This window comes from Pseudomonas sp. Yb2C2, assembly GCF_052112325.1.
GTDB lineage: Bacteria > Pseudomonadota > Gammaproteobacteria > Pseudomonadales > Pseudomonadaceae > Aquipseudomonas > Aquipseudomonas marginalis.
Genome location: NZ_JAVAJK010000001.1, coordinates 144,431 through 170,224 on the forward strand (window position 1 = coordinate 144,431; position 25,794 = coordinate 170,224).

Here is a 25,794-nt window from a genome sequence, read left to right on the forward strand (position 1 = left end):
GTGCCGGCCAGCCGGCGCCTACGGTTTTCGAGGCCGCAATACCAGCCACAACGCCCCGGCAATCAACACGCCGCTATATAAATGCGCCATCGATAAGGGCTCGTCGAGCAACAACGCCCCCCACAACACGCCGAACGGCGGGATCAGGAAGGTGGTGGTCATCGACCTCACCGGCCCAATCGCGGTGAGCAGCCGGAAGTACAACACGTACGCAAACGCCGTACACACCAGCCCCAACCCCAGCAGCGACGACCAGACCTGCCACCCACCCCAACTCGCAGGCGGATGGCTGATCGCGCTGTAGGCAAATAACGGCAGCAGAAACAGCGTCGCGCCCAGCATGCTGCCCAGGGCCGCGAGACGACTGTCCAGCCCGCCACGCTGGTCCAGCCAGCGCCTGGCGAGGAACCCGGCAAAGCCATAACAGGTGGTGGCCAACAGGCAAGCCAGTGCGCCCATCAATAATTCCAGGTCAAACGCCACCGGTCCCGCACGGGTCAGCACGCCTACACCGAACAGACCCAGGCACACCCCGGCGATTTTCGACGGGGTGAGGCGTTCGCTGAAAAACAGCCCGCCAATCAACACCCCCATCAATGGCGTGGTGGCATTGAAGATCGCCGAGTAACCCGCCGGCAGCACCTGGGCGGCCACCGAATACATGGTCGCCGGGATCCCCGAGTTGATCACCCCCAGCAACAGGACCGTCTTGAACTTGCCCTGGAAATCCCAGTTCACCCGCGCCATCGCCAGGATCACCAATAGCCCGGCGGCGGCAATCGATACGCGGAAAAATGCGGTCGGCAGCGTGCCGATTTCCGGCGCAATAATGCGCATGAACAGAAAGCTCGCGCCCCAGATGGCGGCGAGCCCCAGCAGGTAAAGGGTGTCAACGGGCCTCACGGAACACTCCTACATCAATAAGGCCGCGAGTGTTGCACGCCGCCTTCATTGATTACAGGACAAACCGCGTCACCAGCCCATTCAGGTCCACCGCCAGCCGCGACAGTTCCTGGCTGGCGGCCGAGGTCTGGGTGGCGCCGGCGGCGGTCTGGGTGGACAGGTCGCGGATGTTCACCAGGCTGCGGTCCACATCGCGCGCTACCAGCGCCTGTTGCTCGGCGGCGCTGGCGATCACCAGGTTGCGCTGGCTGATCTGCGAGATGGCGGCGGTGATTTTTTCCAGGGCACTGCCGGCGCTGTTGGCCCGTTGCAAGGTCTGGCCGGCATGCTCGGCGCTGCTGTTCAGCGCCTCGACGGTGGCCTGGGTGCCTTGCTGGATACCGGTGATCATCTGCTCGATTTCTTCGGTGGAGTCCTGGGTGCGCTGTGCCAGCGACCGCACCTCGTCGGCGACGACCGCGAACCCACGCCCGGCTTCACCGGCACGCGCCGCTTCAATCGCGGCGTTGAGCGCCAGCAGGTTGGTTTGCCCGGCAATGCCGCGAATCACTTCCAGCACCTTGCTGATGTCCTGCGCTTGCAGCGCCAGGCCTTCGGCCTTGTTCGAGGCGCCGAGCACTTCGTCCACCAGGTTCTGGATCGAGCTGATGGTTTCGCTGATCTGGTAGTGGCCGTGCTTGCTGTCTTCATCGGAAGCCTGGGACGCCTCGGCGCTGGACACCGCATTACCCGCGACCTCGTCCACTGCCGTGCTCATCTCGGTCACGGCGGTGGCAGCCTGCTCGATTTCATCGTTCTGCGCCTGCAGGCCGCGCGTGCTTTGTTCCATCACCGCGCTCATTTCTTCGGCGGCGGAAGCCAGTTGCTGCGCCGATTCGCTGATGCCTCGGATGGTGGTCTGCAGATGCGCTTGCATGGTCGCCAGGGCGCTCAGCAATTGCGCGGGTTCGTCATGGCCGTGCACCACGATCGGCTGGCTCAAGTCGCCGGCGGCGATGGTGCGCGCCACGTTCAGGGCCTGGCCGATCGGCGCGGTGATGCTGCGGGTCAGCAGCCAGGCCAGCAGCAAGGTGGCGATCAGTGCGACTGCGATAATCAGGCCGACAATCCACTGTGCGCTCGAATACATCTGTGCGGCCGAATCGGCCGCCGCTTCCACGCCGTTCTGGTTAAAGACGATCAGGTTTTCCAGGCTCTGGCTCAGGATCGTGCCCTGGGGGGCGAGGCGGCTGACGAGCAGGTCGAGGGCGTCTTGCTGTTGATCCTTGTCCACCAACGCAACCATCTGCCCGACGATGGCCAGGTATGTCGCGACATTGGCCTTGAGGGTTTTCAGCAGTTCGCGCTCTTGGTCATTGCTCAGCAAGGTTTCATGGCGCTCGAGCAGGGCTTGCAGTTCGCTGCTGGTGCGGGTGATCAGGCCTCTGCTGGTCTCACGCACGCGAGACTCGTCGGTGCTCACCAGGCGCAGGGACTCCAGGCGGACAGTGGCCACCAAGGCTGCGCTGTCATGGATATTCTCGATGCTCGGCATCCAGGTTTGTTCAATGACCAGCGCGCTTTCCCGCAGCTTGGCCATCTGGCCCAGGCCAAACATTCCCACAATCACCAGCAAGCTGGCCAAAACCCCAAAACTCAGACTGGCACGCAGACCGATCCTCATATTCCTCAATGACATCTCAATGCTCCTTGGGCGATTAGAACCTGCTCCCGGGTCGGTCTTCGGACCTTGTTAGGGTGGGAGAGGGCGCGCTATATATCAAAGTGCCATCAAGGTAGTAATCGGGGTTTCCCTTAGTTGGATCCAAAGCCCTATGGAGGACCCGCGGCCGTTCTGGTTGGCGGTTTTTCGGCTTCTACCTGCCAGGCCACGGCGCTCAAGGCCTGTGGATCAAACGCGGATCGACTGTGAGGTGCGTTTATTGACCGATCGGTCGAATTAAAAAATTGAAAATAAATGTACGAAATGAACGGAGCTGTACAAGTCAGTGCAAAAAATGACCCTTCTCCTGCCTGCGTACACTGGCTAAGCTCAGGGCATCCCAGATGCCCGCTCGAGGTTTCCCGCATGTCGCCATCCACGCCTGCCCTCGCTATCGCCCGCACTATCCTCGAAGGCTTCGACGATTACCGCGAGCACTTTCGCCAGATCACCGATGGCGCCCGCGAGCGTTTCGAAAAGGCCCAGTGGCAACAGGGGCAGGCGGCATCGGCGGCGCGGATCAACCTGTACGAAGACAAGGTCGGTGAAGTGAGCGCGCGCCTGCGCGCGAACTTCGAGGGCAGCGCATTGCTCGACATTGACCTGTGGCCGCTGGTGAAAAGCGCCTATATCGGCCTGATCGACCTGCGTTTTGACGATGAGCTGTCCGAGACCTGGTACAACTCGATCTTCTGCGGCCTGTTCAGCCATGACCTGATCAGCGACGGCTGCATGTTCATCCACACCACGCGGCCGAGCCTGCGCCGGGCACGGGCGGCACAAACCCATACCTACGCGCCCGCCGGCCAGATTCCCGAGATGCTCGCGCAGATTTTTGCCGACTATCGTTTCAGCGAGCCCTACGCCGACCTGGCAACCGACCTGGGTCGCCTCGAAACCCAACTGCGGGAAAACCTGCCGGACTGGGTGTGCAAGGACCCGGACCTCAAGGTCGAGCTGTTTTCCTCGGTGCTCTACCGCAACAAAGGCGCCTACCTCGTCGGGCGCATCTACACCCGCGACGAACAATGGCCCCTGGTGATTCCGCTGCTGCACCGCGAAGGCCAGGGCATCCAGATCGATGCGCTGATCACGGACGAGGCCGAGGTGTCGATCATCTTTTCGTTCACCCGTTCCTACTTCATGGTCGACGTGCCGGTACCGGCGGAATTTATCGGCTTTCTCAAACGCATCCTGCCGGGCAAGCACATTGCCGAGCTGTACACCTCGATTGGTTTCTACAAACACGGCAAGTCGGAGTTCTACCGCGCGCTGATCAACCACCTGGCCACCACCGACGATCAATTCATCATGGCCCCCGGCGTGCGTGGCATGGTCATGAGCGTGTTCACCCTGCCGGGCTTCAATACCGTGTTCAAGATCATCAAGGACCGTTTTTCACCGTCGAAAAACGTCAACCGCGCCACGGTGATCGAGAAGTACCGCCTGGTCAAAAGCGTCGATCGCGTCGGGCGCATGGCCGATACCCAGGAGTTTGCCGACTTCCGCTTTCCCCTGGGCAAGTTCGAGCCCGAGTGCCTGGCTGAACTGCTGGACGTCGCTGCCGGCACCGTCGAAGTGGAAGGCGATACGGTACTGATCCGCCACTGCTGGACCGAACGGCGCATGACCCCGCTCAACCTCTACCTGGAAAACGCCAACCCCGCCCAGGTGCGCGAAGCCCTGGAAGACTACGGCTTGGCGATCAAGCAACTGGCGGCAGCGAACATCTTCCCCGGCGACATGCTGCTGAAGAACTTCGGCGTCACCCGTCACGGTCGCGTGGTGTTCTACGACTACGACGAAATCTGCTTTCTCACCGAAGCCAACTTCCGCCACATCCCCGCGCCGCGCACGCCCGAGGATGAAATGGCCTCGGAGCCCTGGTACTCCATCGGCCCGCTGGACGTGTTCCCGGAAGAATTCCCGCCGTTCCTGTTCGCCGACGCCGGCCAGCGCAAGCTGTTCGATGAACTGCATGGCGAGCTGTATAACGCTGATTATTGGAAAGGCCTGCAGGATGCGATTCGTGCAGGCAAAGTGATCGATGTCTTCCCTTATAAAAGAAAAGAGCAGCCATAAGCTCAAAGCGGCAAGTAAAAGCAGATCCGCCCTGACTTGCCGCTTGAAGCTTGCCGCTCGCAGCTGCTTTTCTGCGACAATCCGCACCCTGCATAAATAGACGACCTTTGCGTACCCGATGACTGACCAAGCGCCCGCTATCGACCAACTGCTGAAAAACCTCGACCACGCCATGCTCGCCGACCGTCACCGCTTGCGGCGGCAACTGCTTGAGCTGCGCAAGAAGCCCGACGAGGAGAAGCTGGCGCAGTGGGTCACGCGCATGCAGGCGTCCTGCGCCCAGGTCACGGCGCGGCGCGCCAGCCTGCCGGTGATTCGTTACGACGACAGTTTGCCGATCGCGGCCAAGCGCGATGAGATCAAGGACGCGCTGCAAAAGCATCAGGTGCTGATCATTGCCGGCGAAACCGGCTCGGGCAAGACCACCCAGTTGCCGAAGATCTGCCTGGAGATCGGCCGCGGCCAATATGGCCTGATCGGCCATACCCAACCACGCCGGATCGCTGCGCGCAGCGTCGCCAGCCGCGTCGCCGAAGAGTTGGCCACGCCGCTGGGCGCGTTGGTCGGCTATCAGGTGCGCTTCGAAGACCAAAGCGACGCCAACACCCTGATCAAGCTGATGACCGACGGTATCCTGCTGGCGGAAACCCAGAACGACCGTTACCTGGAACGCTACGACACGATCATCGTCGACGAAGCCCACGAACGCAGCCTGAACATCGACTTCCTGCTGGGTTACCTGAAAACCCTGCTGCCGCGTCGTCCGGACCTGAAAGTTATCATCACTTCGGCGACCATCGACCTGGAGCGTTTTTCCAAGCACTTCGACGACGCACCGATTGTCGAGGTCTCGGGCCGCACCTTCCCGGTGGACACCTGGTACCGCCCGCTGACCCTGGAACAGGACGAGGAGGGCAACCGTGTCGAAGACGACCTGACCGTCGATCAGGCGATCCTCGCCACCCTCGACGAAATCGCCGCCTATGAGCGCAGCGAACGCCGCAGCCCTGGTGACGTGCTGGTATTTTTGCCCGGCGAGCGCGAGATTCGCGATGCAGCCGAGATGCTGCGCAAGGCCCAGCTCAAGCACACCGAGATCCTGCCGTTGTACGCACGCCTGTCGCCGGCCGAACAGCAGCGCATTTTCCAGTCCCACCCAGGGCGCCGAGTGGTGCTGGCGACCAACGTCGCGGAAACCTCGCTGACGGTGCCGGGCATTCGTTATGTGATCGACAGCGGCACCGCACGCATCAGCCGCTACAGCTACCGCGCCAAGGTGCAGCGCCTGCCGATCGAGGCGATTTCCCAGGCCAGTGCCAACCAGCGTAAAGGCCGTTGCGGCCGGGTGGAGCCGGGGATCTGCATTCGCTTGTACAGCGAAGAGGATTTTATCGGCCGTCCGGAATTTACCGACCCTGAGATTTTGCGCACCAACCTCGCGGCGGTGATCCTGCAGATGCTGCACCTGCGCCTGGGCGAAATCACCGATTTCCCGTTTATCGAACCGCCGGACGGCAAGGCCATCAGCGACGGTTTCAACCTGTTGCAGGAACTCTCGGCGGTCGACCGCAACAGCCAGCTCACGCCATTGGGCCGTCAGTTGGCGCGCCTGCCGGTGGACCCGCGCATGGGCCGCATGCTGCTCGAAGCCGCCAAGCTCGGCAGCTTGCAGGAAGTGTTGATCGTGGCCAGCGCCATGTCGATCCAGGACCCGCGCGAGCGCCCACCGGAGCGCCAGCAGGCCGCCGACCAGGCCCATGCGCAGTGGAAAGATGCGGACTCGGACTTCGCCGGGCTGGTCAATTTGTGGCGTGGTTTTGAAGAGCAGCGCCAGGCACTCACCGCCAGCCCGCTGCGCAACTGGTGCCGCAAGAACTTCCTCAACTACCTGCGCCTGCGCGAGTGGCGCGACTCCCATCGCCAGTTGAGCCTGATCTGCCGCGACATGCAGTTGACCGTCAACAAAGAACCGGCGGACTTCCCCAAGCTGCACAAGGCGGTGCTGTCCGGCCTGCTCAGCCAGATCGGCCAGAAGACCGAGGACGGCGATTATCTCGGCGCCCGTCAGCGACGCTTCTGGATTCACCCGTCCTCGGGTATCGGCAAGAAACGCCCGCAATGGCTGATGACCGCCGAACTGGTGGAAACCACCAAGCTGTATGCGCGCATGGTGGCGAAGATCGATGCCGACTGGATCGAACCGCTGGCCGGGCACTTGATCAAGAAAAACCACTTCGAACCCCACTGGGAGAAGAAGCGCGGCCAGGTGGTGGCGTTCGAGCAGATCACCCTGTTCGGGCTGATCGTGGTCGGGCGTCGGCCGGTGCATTACGGGCCGATTGACCCGGTGGTGTCGCGGGAGTTGTTTATTCGCGAAGGCTTGGTGCGTGGCGAGATCCAGTCCCGCGCCAAATGCCTGACGGCCAACCAGCAACTGCTGGAGCAGCTCGACGAACTGGAAGCCAAGGCGCGCCGCCGCGATATCCTGGCCGACGAAGAGACCTTGTACGCGTTCTATGACGCACGGCTGCCGGCGGAGATCCACCAGACCGCCACCTTTGACAGCTGGTACAAGGTCAACAGCCAGAAAGACCCGCAGTTGCTGATCATGCGCGAGGAAGACGTGCTGGCCCGCGAAGCCAGTGAAGTCACTGCCGCCCATTACCCGGACACCCTGCACCTGGGCGATCTGGAACTGGCCCTGAGTTACCACTTCGAACCCAACCACCCCCGCGACGGCGTGACCCTGCGCGTACCGGCACCGCTGCTGCCGGCCTTGCCGCCGGAGCGCCTGGAGTGGCTGGTGCCGGGGGTGATCGAAGCCAAGTGCATCGCCCTGGTGCGCAACCTGCCCAAGGCCCTGCGCAAGAACTTCGTGCCGGTGCCGGATTTCGTCAAGGCGGCGCTGCAGCGCATCGAGTTTGGCCAGGGTTCGCTGCCCCAGGCATTGGGGCGCGAATTGATGCGCATGACCGGGGCGCGGGTCAGCGATGAGGCCTGGGCCGAAGCGGCGCAGCAGGTGGAAAACCATCTGAAGATGAACCTGGAAGTGGTCGACGGTCAAGGCAAGTTCCTTGGCGAGGGCCGCGACCTGGCCGAGTTGACCGCGCGTTTTGTCGAAGCCAGCCAGGCCGCGCTGGCCGTGCCGCACACCGCGAAAAGCCAGCAGCCGGTGGAGGCCAAGGTGTTCGCGGCGGTGGCCGAGAAAACCCAGCAGAAGATCGCCGGGCTGTCGATGACGGTCTATCCGGCGCTGGTGGAAGAAAACGGCACCGTGAAAGAGGGCCGTTTTTCCACCGCCGCCGAGGCTGAGTTCCAGCACCGCCGTGCGTTGCAACGCCTGTTGATGCAGCAATTGGCGGAACCGGCGAAATTCCTGCGCGGCAAATTGCCCGGCCTCACTGAACTGGGCCTGATGTACCGCGAACTGGGGCGTATCGACGCCCTGGTGGAAGACATCCTGCTGGCCAGCCTCGACACCTGTGTGCTGGAAGGCGAAGCCAGCCTGCCCCGTGACGGTGCCGGTTTGGCGGCGCTGGCTGAACGCAAGCGTGGCAGTTGGACCGAACACGCCGAACGCCTGGCGCGCCTGACCCTGGACGTGCTGAAGCTCTGGCATGGCCTGCAAAAGCGCTTCAAGGGCAAGATCGACCTGGCCCAGGCCGTGGCCCTGAACGACATCAAGCAGCAATTGAGCAACTTGGTGTATCCCGGCTTTGTGCGCGAAACCCCGGCGCAGTGGTTCAAGGAATTGCCGCGTTTTCTCAAGGCCATCGAATTGCGCCTGGAGAAACTGCCTGGCCAGGTACAAAAGGATCGTGTGTGGAGCAGCGAACTGGGCGGCCTGTGGGCGCAGTACCAGAACCGCTTGAACAAGCACACCCAGGAAGGCAAGCGCGACCCGCAACTGGAGCTGTATCGCTGGTGGTTGGAGGAATACCGGGTGTCGTTGTTTGCACAGCAGTTGGGGACCAAGGTGCCGATTTCCGACAAGCGCTTGAGCAAGCAGTGGAGCCTGGTCGAGGCCTGATCCCTTTCTCGGTTATCCAGACCAGACAGGTCCAAATGTGGGAGGGGGCAATCTCCCACATTGAAACTTGATCGCGCTTTGATCAGGGTGTTTATCCGGCATATGGCGCCAAACCCCAGGGTTTGTGGCAAACTTCGCGGTTATAAATGCCGGGATCGTCGTGATGGGCTGGTGTGTAGCCACGGCGCGATGGAATAAAGCGATGCCAGTTTGATGTCCGCTGGGCGGAATAGAACTACTTACGGTTTGGTACGTCGGTACCAATATCATCTGCCTGACAGATTTAGAGGAACGATCGTGCATAACGTCGTCATCAGCGGCACTGGCCTTTACACCCCTGCCAACAGCATCAGCAACGAAGAACTGGTGCAGTCTTTCAATGCTTACGTGCACCAGTTCAACTCGGACAACGCCGCTGCCATCGAGCGCGGTGAAGTCCAGGCGCTGACGGAGTCGAGCGCTGCGTTCATCGAAAAAGCCTCGGGCATCAAGAGCCGCTTCGTGATGGACAAGGAGGGCATTCTTGACCCGCAGCGCATGGCGCCGCGCCTGCCCGAGCGCAGCAATGACGAGTGGTCCGTGCTTTGCCAGATGGCCATCGGTGCCGCCGAGCAGGCCCTGCAGCGCGCCGGCAAGACCGCCGCCGACATTGATGGTGTGATCGTCGCCTGTTCCAACCTGCAACGTGCCTACCCGGCCATCGCCATCGAAGTCCAGGAAGCCCTTGGCATCGCAGGCTTCGGTTTCGACATGAACGTGGCGTGTTCCTCGGCGACCTTCGGTATCCAGAACGCCGCCAACAGCATCCAGCTGGGCCAGGCCCGGGCGATCCTGATGGTCAACCCGGAAGTCTGCACCGGCCACTTGAACTTCCGCGACCGCGACAGTCACTTTATCTTCGGCGACGCCGCCACGGCCGTCGTCCTCGAGCGCGCCGACCTGGCGACCTCCGCGCATCAGTTCGACGTGGTGAGCACCAAGCTGCTGACCAAGTTCTCCAATAACATCCGCAACAACTTCGGTTTCCTCAACCGCGCGGCGGAAGAGGGCATCGGTGCGCCCGACAAGCTGTTCGTGCAGGAAGGCCGCAAAGTCTTCCGCGACGTGTGCCCGATGGTCGCGGAACTGATCGGCGTGCACCTGGAAGAGAACCAGTTGAACGTGGCCGATGTGAAGCGCTTCTGGCTGCACCAGGCCAACCTGAGCATGAACCACCTGATTGTGAAGAAACTGCTGGGCCGCGAAGCCACGGTGGAAGAAGCTCCGGTGATCCTCGATACTTACGCCAACACCAGCTCGGCGGGTTCGGTGATTGCATTCCACACTTACCAGGACGATCTGCCCAAGGGCGCCGTCGCGGTCCTCAGTTCGTTTGGCGCAGGCTATTCGATCGGTAGCGTGATCCTGCGCAAGCGTTAAGACAATCGAGGTCTTGAATGGCAGCAGCGGACGACGCGCACCTGCTTGAACGACTGCTCAAGGGCGAGCAACGGGCCTACAAGGAATTGGTCACCACGTACCAAAGCGCAATGCGGGCGGTGGCGTATGCCATCGCCGGCCAGCGGCATGCCGACGAAGTGGTGCAGGACGCCTGGCTGTCGGTGGTGCGCAACCTGGCCAAATTCGAAGGACGTTCCAGCCTCAAGACCTGGCTGCTGACCATTACCGCCAACGCTGCCAAGGGGCGCTATAAGCAGAATCGCCGGGAAGTGTTGCTCGACGATTTGCCTTCGCCCCACGGCACCATCGGCGATGATCGATTCTCCCCCGATGATGGCCACTGGGCCGTCGCCCCGTATGCCTGGCACCAGGACACCCCGGAAGCCTTGCTGACCGAGGATGAGCTGCGCAAGTGCCTGGAGCACACGTTGCTGAGTTTGTCCGAACTGCAAAGCAGCGTGCTGGTGCTGCGTGAACGCCAGGGCCTGGAACTGGAGGAGATCTGTAATCTTCTGACGCTCTCACTCTCCAATGTCCGCGTGCTGCTGCATCGAGCACGGCTTAAAGTCTTCGCCACGGTGGAGCATTTTGAGGAAACGGGCGAATGTTGACCTGTAAAGAACAAGTGGCACGTTCCAGTGACTATCTCGATGGGCAATTGACCTTTCGCGAACGTCTGCTGGTGCGTCATCACTTGATGTTCTGCCCCAACTGCCGACGGTTTATCCGCCAGATGCGCCTGCTGCAGGCGACGTTGCGGATGCTGCCGCAGGAACCGGTGAAGGATGTGGATGCCTTGGCGCAGCGGCTGGCTGCCGAGCGGCTCAAGGATCAGAAAGGCGGGGAATAAGCAGGCTCGCGTGGGGCGATCGGACGGATGATGGGGACCGATCCACCCACGCAAGTCTGGTACAGCCACCTCGGGCCGTCCTGGCCCGAGGTCTTGAACACTTATCTTTAGAACTTGGCTTCTGCATCCAGCTGGAAGGTGTTGGCTTTGGCGCTACCGTCCACCAGCGTGCGGCTGTAGGTGTCGGTCTTGGTCAGGAAGTAGGTCGCGCCGACGGCGAAGTTCTTGTCGATGTCATAGCCGACTTTGAACTTGTGACCACGGGAACCGGTGAAGCCGCCGCCGAAGTCCGAATCGGTGAAGGCCCCCACCACGGCGTTTTTCTGCACGTCGCGATAGTTGTAGTCCAGGTTGAAACCGAACACCTTGGACTTGGCACCCAGCAACCAGGCCGTGTCCGCATCGTCGATTGCGTCGTTGTTTTTCACGTACTGACCGTAGAACGACAGAGGCACCGCCAGGCCGCCGATATCGACTTGACCGAAGCCTTCATACAGGCGGAACTCGCCGTTGGGGGTGTTGCCGTTGGTGGCCAGCACGTTCGGGGTACTGGTGCCTGAGGCGCGGCTGTCTTCATCGTTCTGGTAGGCGTAGACGCTGCCGCCCAGGGTCATTTTCAGGTTGTCGGTCACCGAGAAGCGGGTCCCCAACTGGCCGGTGGTCAGGCGCAGGTCATGGCGGTACTGCACGCCGTCACCGTCCACGTTGTCCTTGAGGTTGTAGTTACCCAGGCTGCCGAACAGCTCGGCGCTGCCGCCCAGTGGGTACTTGTAGGTGAGTGCCAGGCCTTCCGGGTTGATGTCGCTATCCCAGATCACATCGCCCATGTTGACCCAGGGCTGCAGCATTTTGCCGCCAATGATGTGCAGGTTTTTGATCTGGTCAGGGTGGTAGTCGATATAGCCGAGGTCCAGCCAGATCGATTTTTTATCGAAGTAGCCGTCCAGGTCCTGGTTGGTGGAGCGCGCATCGCTGCCGCCGCCGGTGGCGATACGAATACCGGTGTCCACCTGCGGGTTGATTTCGGTGTAGGCGCCGAGGCGTGCGCGGATCCGTTCGCGGTCCTTGTCACGGCCGGTGACGCCGGCGCGGGTAACGCCATTTTCGCCTTCGACCTTGATGGTCTCGTGGCGCATGCGCACATCACCCTTGAACTGAGTCTTGGCGGCCCAGGCCAGTTTCTGGTCGAAGCTGCTCAGCTCGTTGGTTTTCTTCGCGGTGGCCGCGATCTGTTCGTTGGTCTCTTGTTGAGCTTGCCGTGCGATCTGCTGTTCTTTCTGGTCTTTGGCCAACTCGTTTTGCAGTTCGGTGTACTGCGAAGCGGTGATTTGGCCGTTGGCCTTGAGCATGTCGAGCAATTTAGCGTCGACTGCAGCGCTGGCCGGAACGCTCAGGGCCAGTAACAGGCCCCCGCACAGGGCCGCTGCAGTTTTAGTGGAAGCAAGACGCATATCAATCTCCGAAAGTGAGGAGGGATGGCAAACCATCCAGGACACAACCGACCGATGACGGACGGAAAAGTAACCACCTGATAGAACCAGGCGCTCTAAAAACAGGCGTCAGTATCACGATCGTTTATGACGGCGCAGTGGCGAAGTGATGTCATGTAGATGACAAATTATTTAAGAATGGAACTATTGATTTAGAGCCTTGTCGGGCGATTCGGGGGTGTGCCCGGACCTGCGATAAGCGATACTCGCGAGGTTTTCATGCCATGACGTAGTGAGGATGCCAATGCCGCTGCAACGCCTGGACAGCCTGTCCGAAATCGCCCCGCAGGCCTGGGACGCACTGGTGCCGGACGCCCAGCCTTTTGTGCGGCACGCCTTCCTCAGCGCGCTGGAAGACAGTGCCAGCCTGGGCCCTCAAGCGGGCTGGCAACCGGAGCATTTGTTACATTGGGAAGGCGACCGACTGGTGGCGGCATTGCCCAGTTATCGCAAATGGCATTCCTACGGCGAGTACGTGTTCGACCATGGTTGGGCCGATGCCTGCGAGCGTGCGGGCATTGATTACTACCCCAAGCTGCTGACGGCCGTACCATTCAGCCCGGTCAGCGGCCCCCGCTTGTTGGCGGCCAGCGTCGACGATGGTTTCGAACTGCTGAAGAGCCTGCCGGGCTACCTGGAAATCGAAGGGCTCTCCAGTGCCCATATCAACTTCACCGATGGCTTGGCCGATGAGGCGTTAGCCCAACAACCGGGTTGGTTGCAGCGCCTGGGTTGTCAGTTTCACTGGCAGAATCGCGGCTACCGTGACTTCCAGGATTTCCTCGACGCCCTCAGTTCCCGCAAACGCAAACAGATGCGCAAGGAGCGCGAACAAGTGGCGGGGCAGGGCATCGACTTCGAATGGTTGCAAGGCCACGAGCTGAACGAGGCGCAGTGGGATTTTGTCTACGCCTGCTACGCCAATACCTACGCAGTACGCCGCCAGGCACCGTACTTGACCCGCGCGTTTTTCAGCCTGCTGGCCGAGCGCATGCCCGAGGCGATCCGTGTGGTGCTGGCCAGGCAAGGCACGCGACCGGTGGCCATGGCCTTCAGCCTGATCGGTGGCGACAGCTTCTACGGCCGCTACTGGGGTTGCCTGGCGGAGTTTGACCGGCTGCATTTTGAAACCTGCTTCTACCAGGGCATGGACTACGCCATCGCTCATGGCCTGCAACGCTTCGACGCCGGCGCCCAGGGCGAGCACAAATTGATTCGCGGGTTCGAGCCGGTGATCACCCGGTCGTGGCACTACCTGCGCCACCCCGGGTTGAAGAATGCCGTGGAGGATTTCCTCGAGCGCGAGCGGGTGGGGATTGTGGCGTATGCCGAAGAGGCGAGGGCGGCGCTGCCTTACCGGCAGGGCTGAACCATTGGTCTGGCAATGCTGGCAGGACGTAATGGAGTCGATATCCTGTATGTACAAAAGTACATACAGGATGTGCCGTGCATTTTGAGTGGGATGAGTCCAAGAACAAAGTCAATATTTCCAAGCACGGCATCGATTTCAACGACGTTCCGGATATCTTTCGGCATCCAATGCTGGCCTTGCGCAATGATCGAGCGGATTATGGCGAATAGCGTTGGATCAGTATTGGCTGGATCAAATTGTTAATGGGTGTGGTCGTATACACCGAGCGGCATGGTGATGTGATCCGTATCATTTTCGCCCGAAAAGCAACCAAGAAGGAGGCCAAATATTATGACGCAAACATCGAAAACTGATTGGGAGCGCCTGGCCAAGATGAATGATGAAGAAGTTGATACCAGCGATATTCCTGAGTTGGACGCGGAATTTTTCCGACGTGCAGAATTACGCGTTCCAATAAAGCAAGCCGTTACTATTCGACTGGACGCCGACGTTTTGGAGTGGTTTAAAGGTCAGGGTACGGGCTACCAGACGCGCATCAATCAATTGTTGCGCCAATATATGCAGGCTCATCAGGGTTGAGTATCTGCCCATTGAAATCAGCCCTGCTCTACCGGCAGGGCTGACCCTTTGTCTCAGCCCGGCTCCTCCTTGCCCAGCCATCGATAGACCACACCGCCCACCACCGCACCGAGGATCGGCGCGAGCCAGAACATCCACAACTGCTGGATCGCCCACCCGCCCACGATCAATGCCGGGCCGGTACTGCGGGCCGGGTTGACCGAGGTGTTGGTCACGGGGATGGAGATCAGGTGGATCAAGGTGAGGGCCAGGCCAATGGCGATGGGCGCGAGGCCCTTCGGGGCACGGTGGTCGGTGGCGCCGAGGATGATCAGCACGAACATGGCTGTCATCACCAGCTCGCAGACAAACCCCGCTGCCATTGAATAGCCGCCCGGCGAATGCTCGCCATAGCCGTTGGAGGCCAGCCCACCGGCCAGTTCAAAGCCCGGCCTGCCGCTGGCGATGAAGTACAACAATGCGGCGGCGACCACCCCGCCGACGACTTGGGCCACGATGTACGCCGGTAACTCCCTGGCCGGAAACCTCCCGCCCACTACCAGCCCCACCGATACCGCCGGGTTGAGGTGACAACCGCTGATATGCCCGATGGCCACCGCCATGGTCAGCACCGTGAGCCCGAACGCCAGGGCCACGCCCAGCAATCCGATCCCGACTGCGGGAAACGCGGCGGCCAACACCGCACTCCCGCAACCACCCAACACCAGCCAAAACGTTCCCAACCCCTCTGTGACTGAACGCTTGAACAAAGACATGCAGCACGTCCTTGATAGATCGCTCTACCCAATCAGTAAATCAGTGATGCTCCCTGCATATTTACTTCAGCGCCCGTCTGGGCACTGCACTGAGTACAGCACGGTTTTTACACAAATCCAGGCCACCAAATGTGGGAGGGGGCTTGCTGCCGATAGCGGAGTGTCAGTCGCAAAATGTGGTGACTGACCCACCGATATCGGGAGCAAGCCCCCTCCCACATTTGCTTCAGTCGATGCCGACAAACCCTCCGGTCTGGTGCTGCCACAAGCGTGCATACAAGCCGCCATGGGCCAGCAGTTCGGCATGGCTGCCCGTCTCGGCAATCTGGCCTTTCTCCAGCACCACCAGGCGGTCCATCCGCGCGATGGTCGACAACCGGTGCGCAATCGCAATCACCGTCTTGCCTTGCATCAGGGTCTCCAGGCTTTCCTGGATCGCCGCCTCCACTTCCGAGTCCAGCGCCGAGGTGGCTTCGTCCATGATCAGGATCGGCGCATCCTTGAGCAGTACACGGGCGATAGCGATACGTTGACGCTGCCCACCGGAGAGTTTCACCCCGCGTTCGCCGACGTGGGCATCCAGCCCGGTACGGCCTTCCGAGTCCGACAGCAGCGGGATGAACTCGTCGGCACGCGCCTTGTGCACGGCGGCCCAGAGTTGTTCGTCGGTGGCGTCCGGCTTGCCGTACAGCAGGTTGTCGCGGATCGAGCGGTGCAGCAGCGAGGTGTCCTGGGTGATCATGCCGATCTGTTCGCGCAGGGTTTCCTGGGCCACTTCGGCGATGTCCTGGCCGTCGATCAGGATCCGCCCGCCTTGCAGGTCGTAGAGGCGCAGCAGCAGGTTGACCAGGGTCGACTTGCCCGCGCCGGACGGGCCGATCAGGCCGATCTTTTCACCGGCCTGGATGTTCAGGTTCAAGCCGCCAATGATCCCGCTCTGCTTGCCGTAGTGGAAATCCACCTGCTCGAAGCGTACTTCGCCATGGGGCACTGTCAGGCGCGGGGCGTTGTTGCGGTCGACCACGGCCAGGGGTTGGGCAATGGTCTTGAGGCCGTCCTGCACGATGCCGATATTTTCGAAAATGCCGTTGACCACCCACATGATCCAGCCGGACATGTTGACGATACGAATCACCAGGCCGGTAGCCAGGGCAATCGCGCCCACCGAGATCAGCGACTGTGTCCACAGCCACAGGGCCAGGCCGGTGGTGGTGACGATCAGCAGGCCGTTGAGGACGGTGATGACCGCATCCATGCTGGTGAGCACGCGTGCCGCCAGCTGGGTTTTTTCGGTTTGCTCAATGATCGCTTCCTTGGCGTATTCCTGCTCATTCTGGGTATGGGCGAACAGCTTCAAGGTGGTGATGTTGGTGTAGCCGTCGACGATGCGCCCCATGAGTTTGGAACGGGCTTCGGAAGAAATCACCGAACGCTCTTTCACCCGCGGTACGAAGTAACGCAATGCCAGGCAGTAACAAATGATCCAGGTGATCAACGGAATCATCAGTCGCCAGTCGGCCTCGGCAAACAGCACCAGGGAGGTGATGGCGTAGATCGACACGTGCCAGATGGCTTCCGCTGTTGCCACCGCAGAGTCACGCAAGGAGTTGCCGGTTTGCATGATGCGCTGGGCAATGCGCCCGGCGAAATCGTTCTGGAAGAAATTCAGGCTCTGCTTGAGCACATAGCTGTGGTTCTGCCAGCGGATCAGGCTGGTCATGCCGGGGTTGATGGTCTGGTGCACCAGCAAGTCGTGCAGGCCATTGAAAATCGGGCGCAGCAGCAGGGCGACCACGGCCATCCAGATCAGCTCGGTGCTGTGGATCTGGAAGAAGTCGGCGGGCGGTGTGCCCTGGGCCAGGTCGATGATACGGCTCAGGTAGCTGAACAGCGCGACTTCGATCAGCGCACCGACCAGGCCCACCACCAGCAGTGCGGCAAAACAGGGCCACACCTGGCGCAGGTAGTAGAGGTAGAAGGGCAGGACTTTGTCGGGAGGGGCGGCGCTGGGAGCGTCGCGGAAAATATCGATCAGTTGTTCAAAACGACGATAGAGCATTAGGGTTGACGCCCGCCTGGCGGGCTCTCCTTTCAAATGCGCGCGCGGCCTTGTGGGCCGTGCGCGGAGTTTCCTGCAGACTTCAGTCGATGCGCTTGGCCGACTTGATCAGGACAGGATCGATTGGCACGTTCTGCATGCCTTGCTTGGTGGTGGTCTGGGAGTTGACGATGATGTCGACCACATCCATGCCCTTGACCACTTTGGCGAACACCGCATAACCGGCATCGCGACCCGGGTCGAGGAAGGCGTTGTCAGCCACGTTGATGAAGAACTGGCTGGTGGCCGAATCCGGGTTCGAGGTGCGGGCCATCGACAGCGTGCCACGCACGTTATGCAGGCCATTGCTGGCTTCGTTCTTGATCGGCGCTTCGGTCGGCTTTTGCGACATCTGCTGGGTGAACCCGCCACCCTGGACCATGAAGCCCGGGATCACGCGGTGGAAGATCGTGTTGGTGTAGAAGCCTTTGTCGACATAGGCGAGGAAATTCTTGGTACTGATCGGCGCCTTGACCGGGTCCAGTTCGATTTCAATGTCGCCGTTGGTGGTGGAGATCAATACGTGTGGCGCCTTGGAAGGCTCGGCGGCCATCAGGTTGGCAGCGAACAGAACGGAACCGGCAAAAAAGGCGATTTTTTTCAGCATGGGTCAGTGATCCTGGGTAGTGGTTTCGACTGTCTCTAGAAAATCGAGCAGGGTGGTATTAAAGACTTCGGGTTGGTCCAAGGGCGTGGCATGGCGGGAATCCTCGATCACCACCAGTCGCGCATCGGGCAGCAGTTTTACATAGTTTTCTTTCTGGGCCACGGGGGTGTAGTCGTGGTCGGCGCTGATGACCAGGGTTGGACAGGTAATCCTCGAAAGTCGTTCCTGTACGCCCCAGCCCACAATCGCATCGAAGCTGGCGAGATAAGCACGTTTGTCGTTTTTTGCCCAGCGTTCGGCCATCTTGCGGCGCAGGTCGGCCTGTGCCGGTTTTGGGAACAGCCGGTCGCCGAGTGCCTTGCCGATGGTGGCGAGGCTGAGCACACGGGCGAGCGTCCAGCGCCTGGCCCACCACCAGTACTCCTGGGCACTGCGTACCTTGACCTGTGGCGCGCTGTTGACGATGCACAGGCTCTTGACCCGGCCGGGTTCGTCCACCGCCAGCTGGAACGCGATCATGCCGCCCATGGACAAACCCACCACATGGGCGGGCGGCAGATCCAGCTGCTCGATCAGGGCGACCAGGTCGTAGGTGAACCCTTCGATGCTATAGCGCTCCCGAGGCTTGTCCGAGCGCCCATGGCCGCGCACATCCACCACAATCAGGCGGTAGTGGCGGGCCAGCGCTGGCACCTGCAGTTCCCAATCCTGGCTGCTGGAGCCCAGGCCGTGGATCAGGATCAGCGGCGTGCCGTGACCGTACTCCTCATAGTGCAGGCTGCAGCCTTCATGGTCGAACCAGGCCATGCATGAACTCCGTTTCAGGCTTGCCGGGGGGCGGCGAAAGGCGCGTCCAGGGGCGCGGTGTCAAAGGTGCGCAGCAGCTCCACGAGGATCTGCGTCGCCGGCCCCAAGGGTTTGTCCTTGTTTGAATACAGGTAGAACGTGGGGTGGCGGCTGCCGCCCTGTTCCAAGGGTAGCTGCTTGAGCACGCCTTCGGCGAGTTCACGCTCGATCATGTGCCGTGGCAGCCAGGCAAAGCCCAGGCCGCTGCCGACAAACGCGGCGGCGGTGGCCAGGCTGCCGACGGTCCAGCGTTGTTCGGCGCCGAGCCAGCCTACATCCCGGGGTTGCTGGCGGCCGGAGTCGCGGATCACCACCTGCATCTGGCTTTCCAGGTCCTGGAAGCTCAGTTCGCGGTTCATGCGGTGCAACGCGTGCTCGGGGTGGGCCACGGCGACGAACTCCACGTCGCTCATTTCGGTGCCCAGGTAGCCGGGGATGCTGAAGCCGCAAATCGCCAGGTCGGCCACGCCTTCCATCAACAGCTCTTCGACGCCGGACAGCACCTCTTCACGCAAACGCACCCGGCAACCACGGCTCTGCGGCATGAACGCGGTGAGTGCGCGTACCAGGCGCGCGTTGGGGTAGGCCGCATCGACGACCAGCCGCACTTCGGCTTCCCAGCCCTGTTCCATATGGTGGGCGAGGTCTTCCAGCTGGCTGGCGTTTTTCACCAGTTGCCGGGAGCGGCGCAGCAGCACTTCACCGGCGTCGGTGAGTACCGCCTTGCGCCCGTCGATGCGCAGCAGCGGCACGCCGAGTTGGTCTTGCATACGGGCCACGGTGTAGCTCACCGAGGACTGCGAACGGTGCAGCGCTTCCGCTGCCTGGGCGAAGCCGCCGTGGTCGACGACGGCTTGCAGCGTGCGCCATTGATCGAGGGTAACGCGGGGCGCTTTCAAGATGTGTTCCTCTTGTCCTAAGCTGGCGGTCCCTATTGGAGACTGCCGAATGAGAAAATTCTGTTGTGTGTTGCTGACGCTGCTGCCGATGAGCGCGTTTGCCTACCCCATCGACGTGACGAAAAAGATCGACGGCGTGAGCATCGATTACACCGCCTCCGACGTGGACGGCGATATCAGCTCGATCCAGCTGAATAACTACGGCACCCAGGACGCCGTGTGTTCGGTAACGTTCACCAACGGCCCGGAATCGCCGCGTCGTCGCACGGTTACGGTGCCGGCGGGGAAAAGCACCAACACCACGGTCAAGTTCAACCGCGCCATTATCAAGATGCGTATCGCGTTGGCCTGCGCGCCGAAATAACACAGCAGCGGAGCATGCCCATCGGGATACTCCGCTTATAAACAAATTTATAGATGGGTTATAGCAGTTTTTTGCGCTTTTTTATCGAATTGGCTCTGTCTAATCTCCACTCCATCGACTTACAGCAATTACAGATGGAGCCTACGAAGCCATGTCCAATGTTCTGATCATCGAAAGCAGCGCCCGCCAGCAGGATTCGATCTCCCGCCAACTGACCCAGCAGTTCATCAGCCAATGGCAGGCCGCCCACCCGATGGACCGGATCACGGTACGTGACGTGGCGCTCAACCCGGTTCCGCACCTGGACGCCAACCTGCTCGGCGGCTGGATGAAACCGGCGGATCAGCGCAACGGTAACGAACAGGCTTCCCTCGACCGCTCCAACGAGTTGACCGACGAACTGCTGGCCGCCGACGTGCTGGTGATGGCCGCACCGATGTACAACTTCGCCATCCCCAGCACCCTCAAGGCCTGGCTGGATCACGTGTTGCGGGCGGGTGTGACCTTCAAGTACACCCCCACCGGGCCGCAAGGTTTGTTGACCGGCAAGCGTGCCATTGTGTTGACCGCGCGGGGTGACATCCACACCGGCGCCAGTTCCGATCACCAGGAACCGTACCTGCGCCAGGTCATGGCCTTTATCGGCATCCACGATGTCACTTTCATTCACGCCGAAGGGGTGAACCTGAGCGGGGACTTCCAGGAAAAGGGCATCAACCACGCCAAGGCCCAGTTGGTACAGCTCGTGGCATGAGGTGGTTGATCCTTTAATCGTCAGATAATCGCGCGGTGTTTATATCGCTCCACGCCAACCCTTCAAGTACGCGTACGAACCTCCCTTTGCACTTGTTGCTCCTGAGTGCTCCTGCCCGACTGCCGCTTTAGCGAGGTCGGGTTTTTTTTGCCCCGAGTTTCTTCAATCGCCGAAAACCTTTAATGTCCCGCCCATTCGATGCGAGGCGCACATGGGCTATCTACTGGTTGTCACCCTGATTCAGGCATTTTCCTTCAGCTTGATCGGCGAATACCTCGCCGGTCACGTCGACAGCTACTTCGCGGTGCTGGTGCGTGTCGTGCTGGCTGGGCTGGTCTTTATCCCGCTGACCCGCTGGCGCTCGGTCGAACCTGCCTTTATGCGCGGCCTGCTGGTGATCGGCGCGCTGCAGTTTGGCGTGACCTATGTGTGCCTGTACCTGAGCTTTCGTGTGCTCACGGTGCCGGAGGTGCTGCTGTTCACCATTCTCACGCCGTTACACGTGACCCTGATCGAGGATGCGCTCAACCGGCGCTTCAACCCGTGGGCACTGGTTGCTGCCCTGGTGGCAGTGGCGGGGGCGGCGGTGATTCGCTTCGACCAGATCACCCCGCACTTCCTGATGGGCTTCCTGCTGCTGCAACTGGCTAACTTCACCTACGCCGCCGGGCAAGTGATGTACAAGCACCTGGTGGCACGCTACCCGAGTGACCTGCCGCACTACCGGCGTTTCGGTTATTTCTACCTCGGTGCGTTGCTGGTGGTGTTGCCGGCGTTCCTGTTGTTCGGCAAGGCCGATTTCCTGCCGCAAGCGCCGCTGCAATGGGGTGTCTTGCTGTTCCTCGGGCTGGTCAGCACTGCCCTTGGCATTTATTGGTGGAACAAAGGCGCCTGCCTGGTGCATGGCGGAACCCTGGCGGTGATGAACAACCTGCATGTGCCGGTAGGATTGTTGCTGAACCTGCTGATCTGGAACCAGCACGAGCCGCTGGGTCGCCTGGCCTTGGGTGGCCTGGTGATCCTGGGGGCGGTGTGGATAAGTCGATTGGGCGTAAAGCCCGCGCCTGGCGTACAGTCTGCGACGTGATCGGTCGAAGGCAAGCGTGAGCGGCAATGAAAGTCTGCTATCGAAAAGAACGGTGTGGGGGCGGCAGAGTGGACAAGATTGATGAACTGATCATTGCAGCCTTGAAGGATGACTCCCGAGTCAGCCTGGCGCAATTGGCGCGGCAAGTTCACAAGTCTCGAACCGCAGTGGAGTCGCGCGTTCAAAAGCTGATTGAAAAAGGCATCATCCTGGGCTTCACCATCAACGTCGCCGAGGGTGATGAGACCCTGCAAGCGGCGTTCTTGATGCTGACGCTCAATGGCAGCAACTGCCATCTGGTGTTTCCGAAGATCCAGCAGTTCAGCCAGGTAGTGCATGCCTATTCCCTGTTTGGCGACGTGGACATGATGCTCGACGTTCGGTACAGGAGCTTTGAAGAGCTGATGGTCTTCAAGGACAGCCTGCTGAAGATCGAGCATGTGAAGGAAGTGGTGGTCAACCCGGTACTGAAGGCCTGGCGCTAGGCGCCGGCCAGCCCTTCATGTGCTGGCTTCAGGCGTGATCGCGCACGGTTTCAAGAAAATGATGGCTCAGGTTCGGCATTTTCTGACGCAGGGTGTCCACGAGTTCTTCGATGACCGCCTGGTTGAATTGGAACGATGTGTCGTCATGCCCCAGGATCACCACCAACAACCTCGACGAGTCTTTCGTCAGCCGAAAGTCATGGGCATCGGCATCCACCTTGCCGATGCTCGCCAACGGCACATCACCGCAGGTATAGACGATGTCGCCGACGGGAATGGTGATGGCCTTCTTGGCGAACAGGGGGCGTAGCACCCTCGGCTTTTCCGACCGCATCACGTAGATGTCATCCTTCTGATGATAGGTGTGCACGCCGATGCTTACCCCATGTCGGATCGCGACCGCGTTATAGGCGTCGACGATGTTGTTGATGGGGTACACGCCTTTGGCGATGAAGCGGCGCAGCAGCTTTTCGTTGGCGCTCACGGTGTTTTCGTAGCCGAGTTTCTTGAGCTGTTTGGCAAACCCTTCGTACACGACGTTCGAGTCCAGCTCGTTAAGGCGCGAGGCCACGTGGTTCAGGTTACTTTGCAGTACCCCGACGAAGCTCTGGTCATCCGACACGGTGATGTCTTCGATCACGGCGGCGCACGCATTATTGATGCCCAGCTCACAGGCTGACTTTCTGATGATCAAACGACTTTTCATAACCTTAGCCCCACAGTTTTTTTCGCAGGTTGGCGGTACTGGTGTCCAGTTGCTGCGCCGAAGGGCTTTGCAGCCAGAACAGCCCTGGACAGGTGGCGAAGTCGATCGTGACCGGCGTGGTATCGCCGGCGCTGATGAAATAACGGTGCCCGCAATAGGCCTCGTCCGCCTGGCCGCTTTGTATGGCCTGGGGTGAGGGAGGAGCGAAGGCATGGCGTTCATCGGAACAGAAGAAACCGATCCGGCCATGGCTGATCTGGCTGACCGCATCGGCCTGGGGGCGTGGGTGGCCGAGGTAGCTGTCGATCGACAGTGACAGCAAGTCGGGGTGATACACCTGCTGGAACAGCAGGGGCGCGATGCCGCCGTGCAAGCGACCGCCGGCCTCGATCATCACCGGCCCGGCCTCAGACCAGATGATTTCCATATGAATCGGCCCGACCCGCACGCCCAGGGCCGCTGCCGCCTGGCGCGCGTAATCGGTCAGCGGTTGCAGTTCTTCAGCCCGCGGGTCGAGGGTGTCGAGGCTTTCGTAGACAAACATGCTGCCGTTCTTCTGGATCTTGGTGTACTTGCAGACGCTGGCAACGACGTAGGTGCCGTCAAAGGCGACCATATCCACCACGTACTCCGGTCCCGCTATGAACGACTGCACGATAAAACCGAGGTTGACTTCGCCCAGGTCGTTTTTCTGCTGCCAGGCCGCGTTTTTCAAGGCGGTCTCCACTTCGCGCTTGCCTTGGGCAAACACCACGCCTTCGGTGGCGGCCGAGTTCAGCGGCTTGACCACATAGGTGGCCGCCTCGTCGAGTTTGGCCAGCACTTCGCCGATGCGGCTCGGTGAGCTCAGCAAGTGCGAATCGATGTGGGCCAACTGGTATTTTTTCAGCGCCTGCTGCATGGAGAACTTGTTGCGTCGCAGGTCGCTGGTGATACGGCTATTGCCCGGGATGTCGAGCAGCTCCGTCAGGTAGTCCGTGAGGTAGATCGCGGTTTCGCAACCGGCGATCACGGCGCTCGGTGACAAGGCTTCCAGGGTAATCAACAGGCTCTCTTCCCAGGCATACACCTCATGGAAGTTCTCTGTGATCAGGTCGTTGGTGAAGTGTTCAGGCAAGGCGCGTGTGGAGATCACGGCGATGCACCGTATGCCCTGTGCGTTGAGCAAGGGCGCGTAGAGTTTGCCCGTGGAGAACGGGTCAACGATCAGTACGGTTTTCACGTCGTGCATTCCTTATTCCGTGGTGGCGGTGGGCGCGGCGGCCGGGGTCAGGTTCCACGCCAGTACGGCGGTGGCCAACAGGCCGGCGGAGACGATCATCAACAGGCGGGCGCCTTCGAGTCCGAGAAATCCCGAGGTGGTGAAGAACGTCAGGATCATCGGTGCCGAGCCACTGACCAGCAGGTAGTAGAGCGAACTCTTGGCCGCGATCACATCGGCTACCCGGGCGTTGGGCGCCGACTCGATCAGGGTTTTACGCAGCTGGATCCGCAGGCTGTTGATGCAAAAACCCAGCAGGAAGGCCGCAGCCATCATCACGTAGAGGTTCTGGAAGTAGACGATTGCCACGTCCGCCAGTATCACCAGCGAGATGGCCCCATAGCTGTTGAGCTTGATGCGCGGCAACACGGCGGCGCTGAAGGCGCCCAGGCCGGCCAGGCCACTGGCGACGCCGAACAGGGTGGCATTCCACTCATTGAGCTTTTGAAAAACGATGGGCACCAGGCTGTTGAACGCGCCGATATGGAAGCCGATCATGCTCAACACGATGATCAGAATGTAGAGGTTGCGCGGCAGGTCCAGCGGCCGCGCAGTGGAGGGCCCTGTGGCCTGTTCGGCGGTGTGTTCGTTGGGGTTGTCGGCCACCAGGAGGATGGCCGCGAGCGAGAGGATCGCCGCCAGGCTGATGATCTGCAGTGTCTGGTTGACCGAGAACACATCCACGATCAACCCGCCCAGCAGCGCACCGCCGAAAGCACCGATCTGGATGGAGGTTTGCATCAACCGCGCGCAGGTATCGCTGTCGGTGAGGCCGGCCAGCACCAGCTTGGTATTTTTCGATTCCAGGGTGCTGATGGTGAAGTAGTCGGTGACGCCCACCACGAACGCGATGGCCAGGAAGCCGATCGGCAGCAAGGCGGCCTGGGTAAACGACAGCCCCAGTACTGCGGCGAAGGCCGCCAGGCGAATGTACAGCAGTCGTTTCAGGCTGAGTTCAATGGTAAAGAACTTGCCGATGTACTGTTCGCACAAATAGGGCACCACGGTCGCCACGCACAAGGTGGCGCCGACCAGGAATGTTGAACCGGTGGTCTCCAGGCCGAACCAGACCATCGCGATGACAATCGCCATGTCGAGGCCGGTGAACAGGGTCACGATTGAATAGAACGCGGTCAATGTCGATTTAGTATTCATGGGCTTCATCAGTTGTAGCGGGAGATTTTAAGCAGCGGCACACAGCGCTCGGTGTCGCCGACGACGGTGCTGATCTGGTTCCTGACGCGCACCGTGGGCAGTGCTTTTTTTTCCAGGTTGCAGACCTTGTAGGCGTTGTCGTGCCAGGGACAGATCACGCTTTGGCCGTCGCCTGTCACTTCGCCCATGTGCAGCGGGCCGCCACGATGGGGGCATGCGGTGGGCAGCAATTGCGTCGAATACGCATGACGCTTGAGAAAGTAGGTTCTTTCCCCCACGGCCACATAGTTGGCGTGGGTGATATTCAGGCTGATGGCTTTCATTGGGTT

23 protein-coding genes and 1 pseudogene are annotated in these 25,794 nt (G+C 60.7%); 12 read left to right on the forward strand and 12 right to left on the reverse strand.

All coding sequences use genetic code 11. The features are described from left to right. Positions 1-18: 18 nt before the first annotated feature. Together Q8X51_RS00675 and Q8X51_RS00680 are read right to left on the reverse strand one after the other, a co-directional pair. Positions 19-903 carry a DMT family transporter gene (locus tag Q8X51_RS00675; protein WP_407693410.1) on the reverse strand — a complete coding sequence of 295 codons (885 nt, stop codon included), beginning with the start codon at positions 901-903 and terminating at the stop codon, positions 19-21. 52 nt (positions 904-955) lie between these two features. Then, entirely contained in the window at positions 956-2,581 is a 1,626-nt protein-coding gene (locus Q8X51_RS00680) for a methyl-accepting chemotaxis protein (protein WP_407693411.1), read from the reverse strand. Positions 2,582-2,971: 390 nt separating this feature from the next. Between Q8X51_RS00680 and aceK the strand changes: the two genes are divergently transcribed. The 5 genes from aceK (at position 2,972) to Q8X51_RS00705 (ending at position 11,007) form a co-directional block, all read left to right on the forward strand. After that, positions 2,972-4,687 (forward strand): bifunctional isocitrate dehydrogenase kinase/phosphatase, encoded by a 1,716-nt coding sequence (gene aceK, locus Q8X51_RS00685; RefSeq protein WP_065924721.1) that lies wholly within the window; start codon positions 2,972-2,974, stop codon positions 4,685-4,687. 118 nt (positions 4,688-4,805) lie between these two features. Further along, a complete protein-coding gene (hrpA, locus tag Q8X51_RS00690; protein ID WP_407693412.1) occupies positions 4,806-8,717 on the forward strand; it encodes an ATP-dependent RNA helicase HrpA in 3,912 nt (1,303 codons plus the stop codon). Between the two features lie 297 nt (positions 8,718-9,014). Then, positions 9,015-10,136, forward strand: coding sequence for a beta-ketoacyl-ACP synthase III (locus tag Q8X51_RS00695; protein WP_407693413.1), 1,122 nt, complete (start codon positions 9,015-9,017; stop codon positions 10,134-10,136). A gap of 17 nt (positions 10,137-10,153) precedes the next feature. Further along, the gene (locus tag Q8X51_RS00700; protein ID WP_027603751.1) at positions 10,154-10,768 is read left to right on the forward strand and encodes an RNA polymerase sigma factor; all 615 of its coding nucleotides are present in this window, start codon (positions 10,154-10,156) and stop codon (positions 10,766-10,768) included. Next, a complete protein-coding gene (locus Q8X51_RS00705) occupies positions 10,762-11,007 on the forward strand; it encodes an anti-sigma factor family protein (protein ID WP_027603752.1) in 246 nt (81 codons plus the stop codon). Before Q8X51_RS00700 ends, Q8X51_RS00705 begins: the two co-directional genes overlap by 7 nt. A 107-nt stretch (positions 11,008-11,114) precedes the next feature. Here the strand turns inward: Q8X51_RS00705 and Q8X51_RS00710 are convergent, their stop codons facing one another. After that, positions 11,115-12,458 carry a putative porin gene (locus tag Q8X51_RS00710; RefSeq protein WP_027603753.1) on the reverse strand — a complete coding sequence of 448 codons (1,344 nt, stop codon included), beginning with the start codon at positions 12,456-12,458 and terminating at the stop codon, positions 11,115-11,117. A gap of 283 nt (positions 12,459-12,741) precedes the next feature. Between Q8X51_RS00710 and Q8X51_RS00715 the strand changes: the two genes are divergently transcribed. From Q8X51_RS00715 to Q8X51_RS00725, 3 genes and pseudogenes are all read left to right on the forward strand, one after another. Next, on the forward strand, positions 12,742-13,866 hold the full coding sequence (locus Q8X51_RS00715) for a GNAT family N-acetyltransferase (RefSeq protein ID WP_065946865.1): 1,125 nt from the start codon (positions 12,742-12,744) through the stop codon (positions 13,864-13,866). A gap of 77 nt (positions 13,867-13,943) precedes the next feature. Further along, a pseudogene (locus Q8X51_RS00720) lies at positions 13,944-14,222 on the forward strand (BrnT family toxin). Next, a complete protein-coding gene (locus tag Q8X51_RS00725) occupies positions 14,200-14,448 on the forward strand; it encodes a BrnA antitoxin family protein (protein WP_065946863.1) in 249 nt (82 codons plus the stop codon). The pseudogene Q8X51_RS00720 and the gene Q8X51_RS00725 overlap by 23 nt, the downstream one beginning before the upstream one ends. Before the next feature lie 53 nt (positions 14,449-14,501). On the opposite strand, the gene aqpZ is transcribed toward Q8X51_RS00725, so the two are convergent. From aqpZ to Q8X51_RS00750, 5 genes are all read right to left on the reverse strand, one after another. Further along, a complete protein-coding gene (aqpZ, locus tag Q8X51_RS00730; RefSeq protein WP_065946862.1) occupies positions 14,502-15,203 on the reverse strand; it encodes an aquaporin Z in 702 nt (233 codons plus the stop codon). Between the two features lie 226 nt (positions 15,204-15,429). Beyond that, positions 15,430-17,262 (reverse strand): ABC transporter ATP-binding protein, encoded by a 1,833-nt coding sequence (locus tag Q8X51_RS00735; RefSeq protein WP_065946861.1) that lies wholly within the window; start codon positions 17,260-17,262, stop codon positions 15,430-15,432. Between the two features lie 82 nt (positions 17,263-17,344). Further along, positions 17,345-17,908: a peptidylprolyl isomerase gene (locus Q8X51_RS00740; RefSeq protein ID WP_027603757.1), complete on the reverse strand. Its 564-nt coding sequence runs from the start codon at positions 17,906-17,908 to the stop codon at positions 17,345-17,347. Positions 17,909-17,911: 3 nt separating this feature from the next. After that, on the reverse strand, positions 17,912-18,715 hold the full coding sequence (locus Q8X51_RS00745; RefSeq protein ID WP_407693414.1) for an alpha/beta fold hydrolase: 804 nt from the start codon (positions 18,713-18,715) through the stop codon (positions 17,912-17,914). Between the two features lie 14 nt (positions 18,716-18,729). Beyond that, positions 18,730-19,653 (reverse strand): LysR family transcriptional regulator, encoded by a 924-nt coding sequence (locus tag Q8X51_RS00750; RefSeq protein WP_058425360.1) that lies wholly within the window; start codon positions 19,651-19,653, stop codon positions 18,730-18,732. A gap of 49 nt (positions 19,654-19,702) precedes the next feature. On the opposite strand from Q8X51_RS00750, the gene Q8X51_RS00755 reads away from it, so the two are divergent. From Q8X51_RS00755 to Q8X51_RS00770, 4 genes are all read left to right on the forward strand, one after another. After that, complete coding sequence (locus Q8X51_RS00755; RefSeq protein WP_027603760.1) at positions 19,703-20,017, forward strand: hypothetical protein; 315 nt, start codon at positions 19,703-19,705, stop codon at positions 20,015-20,017. 151 nt (positions 20,018-20,168) lie between these two features. Continuing rightward, complete coding sequence (locus Q8X51_RS00760) at positions 20,169-20,771, forward strand: FMN-dependent NADH-azoreductase (protein ID WP_407693415.1); 603 nt, start codon at positions 20,169-20,171, stop codon at positions 20,769-20,771. 211 nt (positions 20,772-20,982) lie between these two features. Continuing rightward, the gene (locus Q8X51_RS00765) at positions 20,983-21,858 is read left to right on the forward strand and encodes a carboxylate/amino acid/amine transporter (protein WP_027603762.1); all 876 of its coding nucleotides are present in this window, start codon (positions 20,983-20,985) and stop codon (positions 21,856-21,858) included. A gap of 68 nt (positions 21,859-21,926) precedes the next feature. Continuing rightward, a complete protein-coding gene (locus tag Q8X51_RS00770; RefSeq protein WP_027603763.1) occupies positions 21,927-22,343 on the forward strand; it encodes an Lrp/AsnC family transcriptional regulator in 417 nt (138 codons plus the stop codon). Positions 22,344-22,371: 28 nt separating this feature from the next. On the opposite strand, the gene Q8X51_RS00775 is transcribed toward Q8X51_RS00770, so the two are convergent. From Q8X51_RS00775 to Q8X51_RS00790, 4 genes are read right to left on the reverse strand one after another with little or no spacing between them, the layout of a single operon-like run. After that, positions 22,372-23,049 (reverse strand): phenylalanine--tRNA ligase beta subunit-related protein, encoded by a 678-nt coding sequence (locus tag Q8X51_RS00775; RefSeq protein ID WP_027603764.1) that lies wholly within the window; start codon positions 23,047-23,049, stop codon positions 22,372-22,374. A 4-nt stretch (positions 23,050-23,053) separates the two neighbouring features. Next, positions 23,054-24,280 carry an ATP-grasp domain-containing protein gene (locus Q8X51_RS00780; RefSeq protein ID WP_323146422.1) on the reverse strand — a complete coding sequence of 409 codons (1,227 nt, stop codon included), beginning with the start codon at positions 24,278-24,280 and terminating at the stop codon, positions 23,054-23,056. A 3-nt stretch (positions 24,281-24,283) separates the two neighbouring features. After that, the gene (locus Q8X51_RS00785; protein WP_074847434.1) at positions 24,284-25,465 is read right to left on the reverse strand and encodes an MFS transporter; all 1,182 of its coding nucleotides are present in this window, start codon (positions 25,463-25,465) and stop codon (positions 24,284-24,286) included. 8 nt (positions 25,466-25,473) lie between these two features. Continuing rightward, positions 25,474-25,788, reverse strand: coding sequence for a Rieske 2Fe-2S domain-containing protein (locus Q8X51_RS00790; protein ID WP_065924709.1), 315 nt, complete (start codon positions 25,786-25,788; stop codon positions 25,474-25,476). Positions 25,789-25,794: the final 6 nt, after the last annotated feature.

Excerpts from the sequence above, each read along its gene's own strand:
- Q8X51_RS00745 (WP_407693414.1), bottom strand. The coding sequence starts at position 18,715 with ATGGCCTGGTTCGACCATGAAGGCTGCAGCCTGCACTATGAGGAGTAC.
- Q8X51_RS00760 (WP_407693415.1), top strand. The coding sequence starts at position 20,169 with ATGTCCAATGTTCTGATCATCGAAAGCAGCGCCCGCCAGCAGGATTCG.
- Q8X51_RS00700 (WP_027603751.1), top strand. The coding sequence starts at position 10,154 with ATGGCAGCAGCGGACGACGCGCACCTGCTTGAACGACTGCTCAAGGGC.
- hrpA (WP_407693412.1), top strand. The coding sequence starts at position 4,806 with ATGACTGACCAAGCGCCCGCTATCGACCAACTGCTGAAAAACCTCGAC.
- Q8X51_RS00705 (WP_027603752.1), top strand. The coding sequence starts at position 10,762 with ATGTTGACCTGTAAAGAACAAGTGGCACGTTCCAGTGACTATCTCGAT.
- Q8X51_RS00715 (WP_065946865.1), top strand. The coding sequence starts at position 12,742 with ATGCCGCTGCAACGCCTGGACAGCCTGTCCGAAATCGCCCCGCAGGCC.
- Q8X51_RS00775 (WP_027603764.1), bottom strand. The coding sequence starts at position 23,049 with ATGAAAAGTCGTTTGATCATCAGAAAGTCAGCCTGTGAGCTGGGCATC.
- Q8X51_RS00790 (WP_065924709.1), bottom strand. The coding sequence starts at position 25,788 with ATGAAAGCCATCAGCCTGAATATCACCCACGCCAACTATGTGGCCGTG.
- aceK (WP_065924721.1), top strand. The coding sequence starts at position 2,972 with ATGTCGCCATCCACGCCTGCCCTCGCTATCGCCCGCACTATCCTCGAA.
- Q8X51_RS00755 (WP_027603760.1), top strand. The coding sequence starts at position 19,703 with ATGAGAAAATTCTGTTGTGTGTTGCTGACGCTGCTGCCGATGAGCGCG.
- Q8X51_RS00785 (WP_074847434.1), bottom strand. The coding sequence starts at position 25,465 with ATGAATACTAAATCGACATTGACCGCGTTCTATTCAATCGTGACCCTG.
- Q8X51_RS00735 (WP_065946861.1), bottom strand. The coding sequence starts at position 17,262 with ATGCTCTATCGTCGTTTTGAACAACTGATCGATATTTTCCGCGACGCT.
- Q8X51_RS00680 (WP_407693411.1), bottom strand. The coding sequence starts at position 2,581 with ATGTCATTGAGGAATATGAGGATCGGTCTGCGTGCCAGTCTGAGTTTT.
- Q8X51_RS00780 (WP_323146422.1), bottom strand. The coding sequence starts at position 24,280 with ATGCACGACGTGAAAACCGTACTGATCGTTGACCCGTTCTCCACGGGC.
- Q8X51_RS00740 (WP_027603757.1), bottom strand. The coding sequence starts at position 17,908 with ATGCTGAAAAAAATCGCCTTTTTTGCCGGTTCCGTTCTGTTCGCTGCC.
- Q8X51_RS00765 (WP_027603762.1), top strand. The coding sequence starts at position 20,983 with ATGGGCTATCTACTGGTTGTCACCCTGATTCAGGCATTTTCCTTCAGC.
- aqpZ (WP_065946862.1), bottom strand. The coding sequence starts at position 15,203 with ATGTCTTTGTTCAAGCGTTCAGTCACAGAGGGGTTGGGAACGTTTTGG.
- Q8X51_RS00710 (WP_027603753.1), bottom strand. The coding sequence starts at position 12,458 with ATGCGTCTTGCTTCCACTAAAACTGCAGCGGCCCTGTGCGGGGGCCTG.
- Q8X51_RS00725 (WP_065946863.1), top strand. The coding sequence starts at position 14,200 with ATGACGCAAACATCGAAAACTGATTGGGAGCGCCTGGCCAAGATGAAT.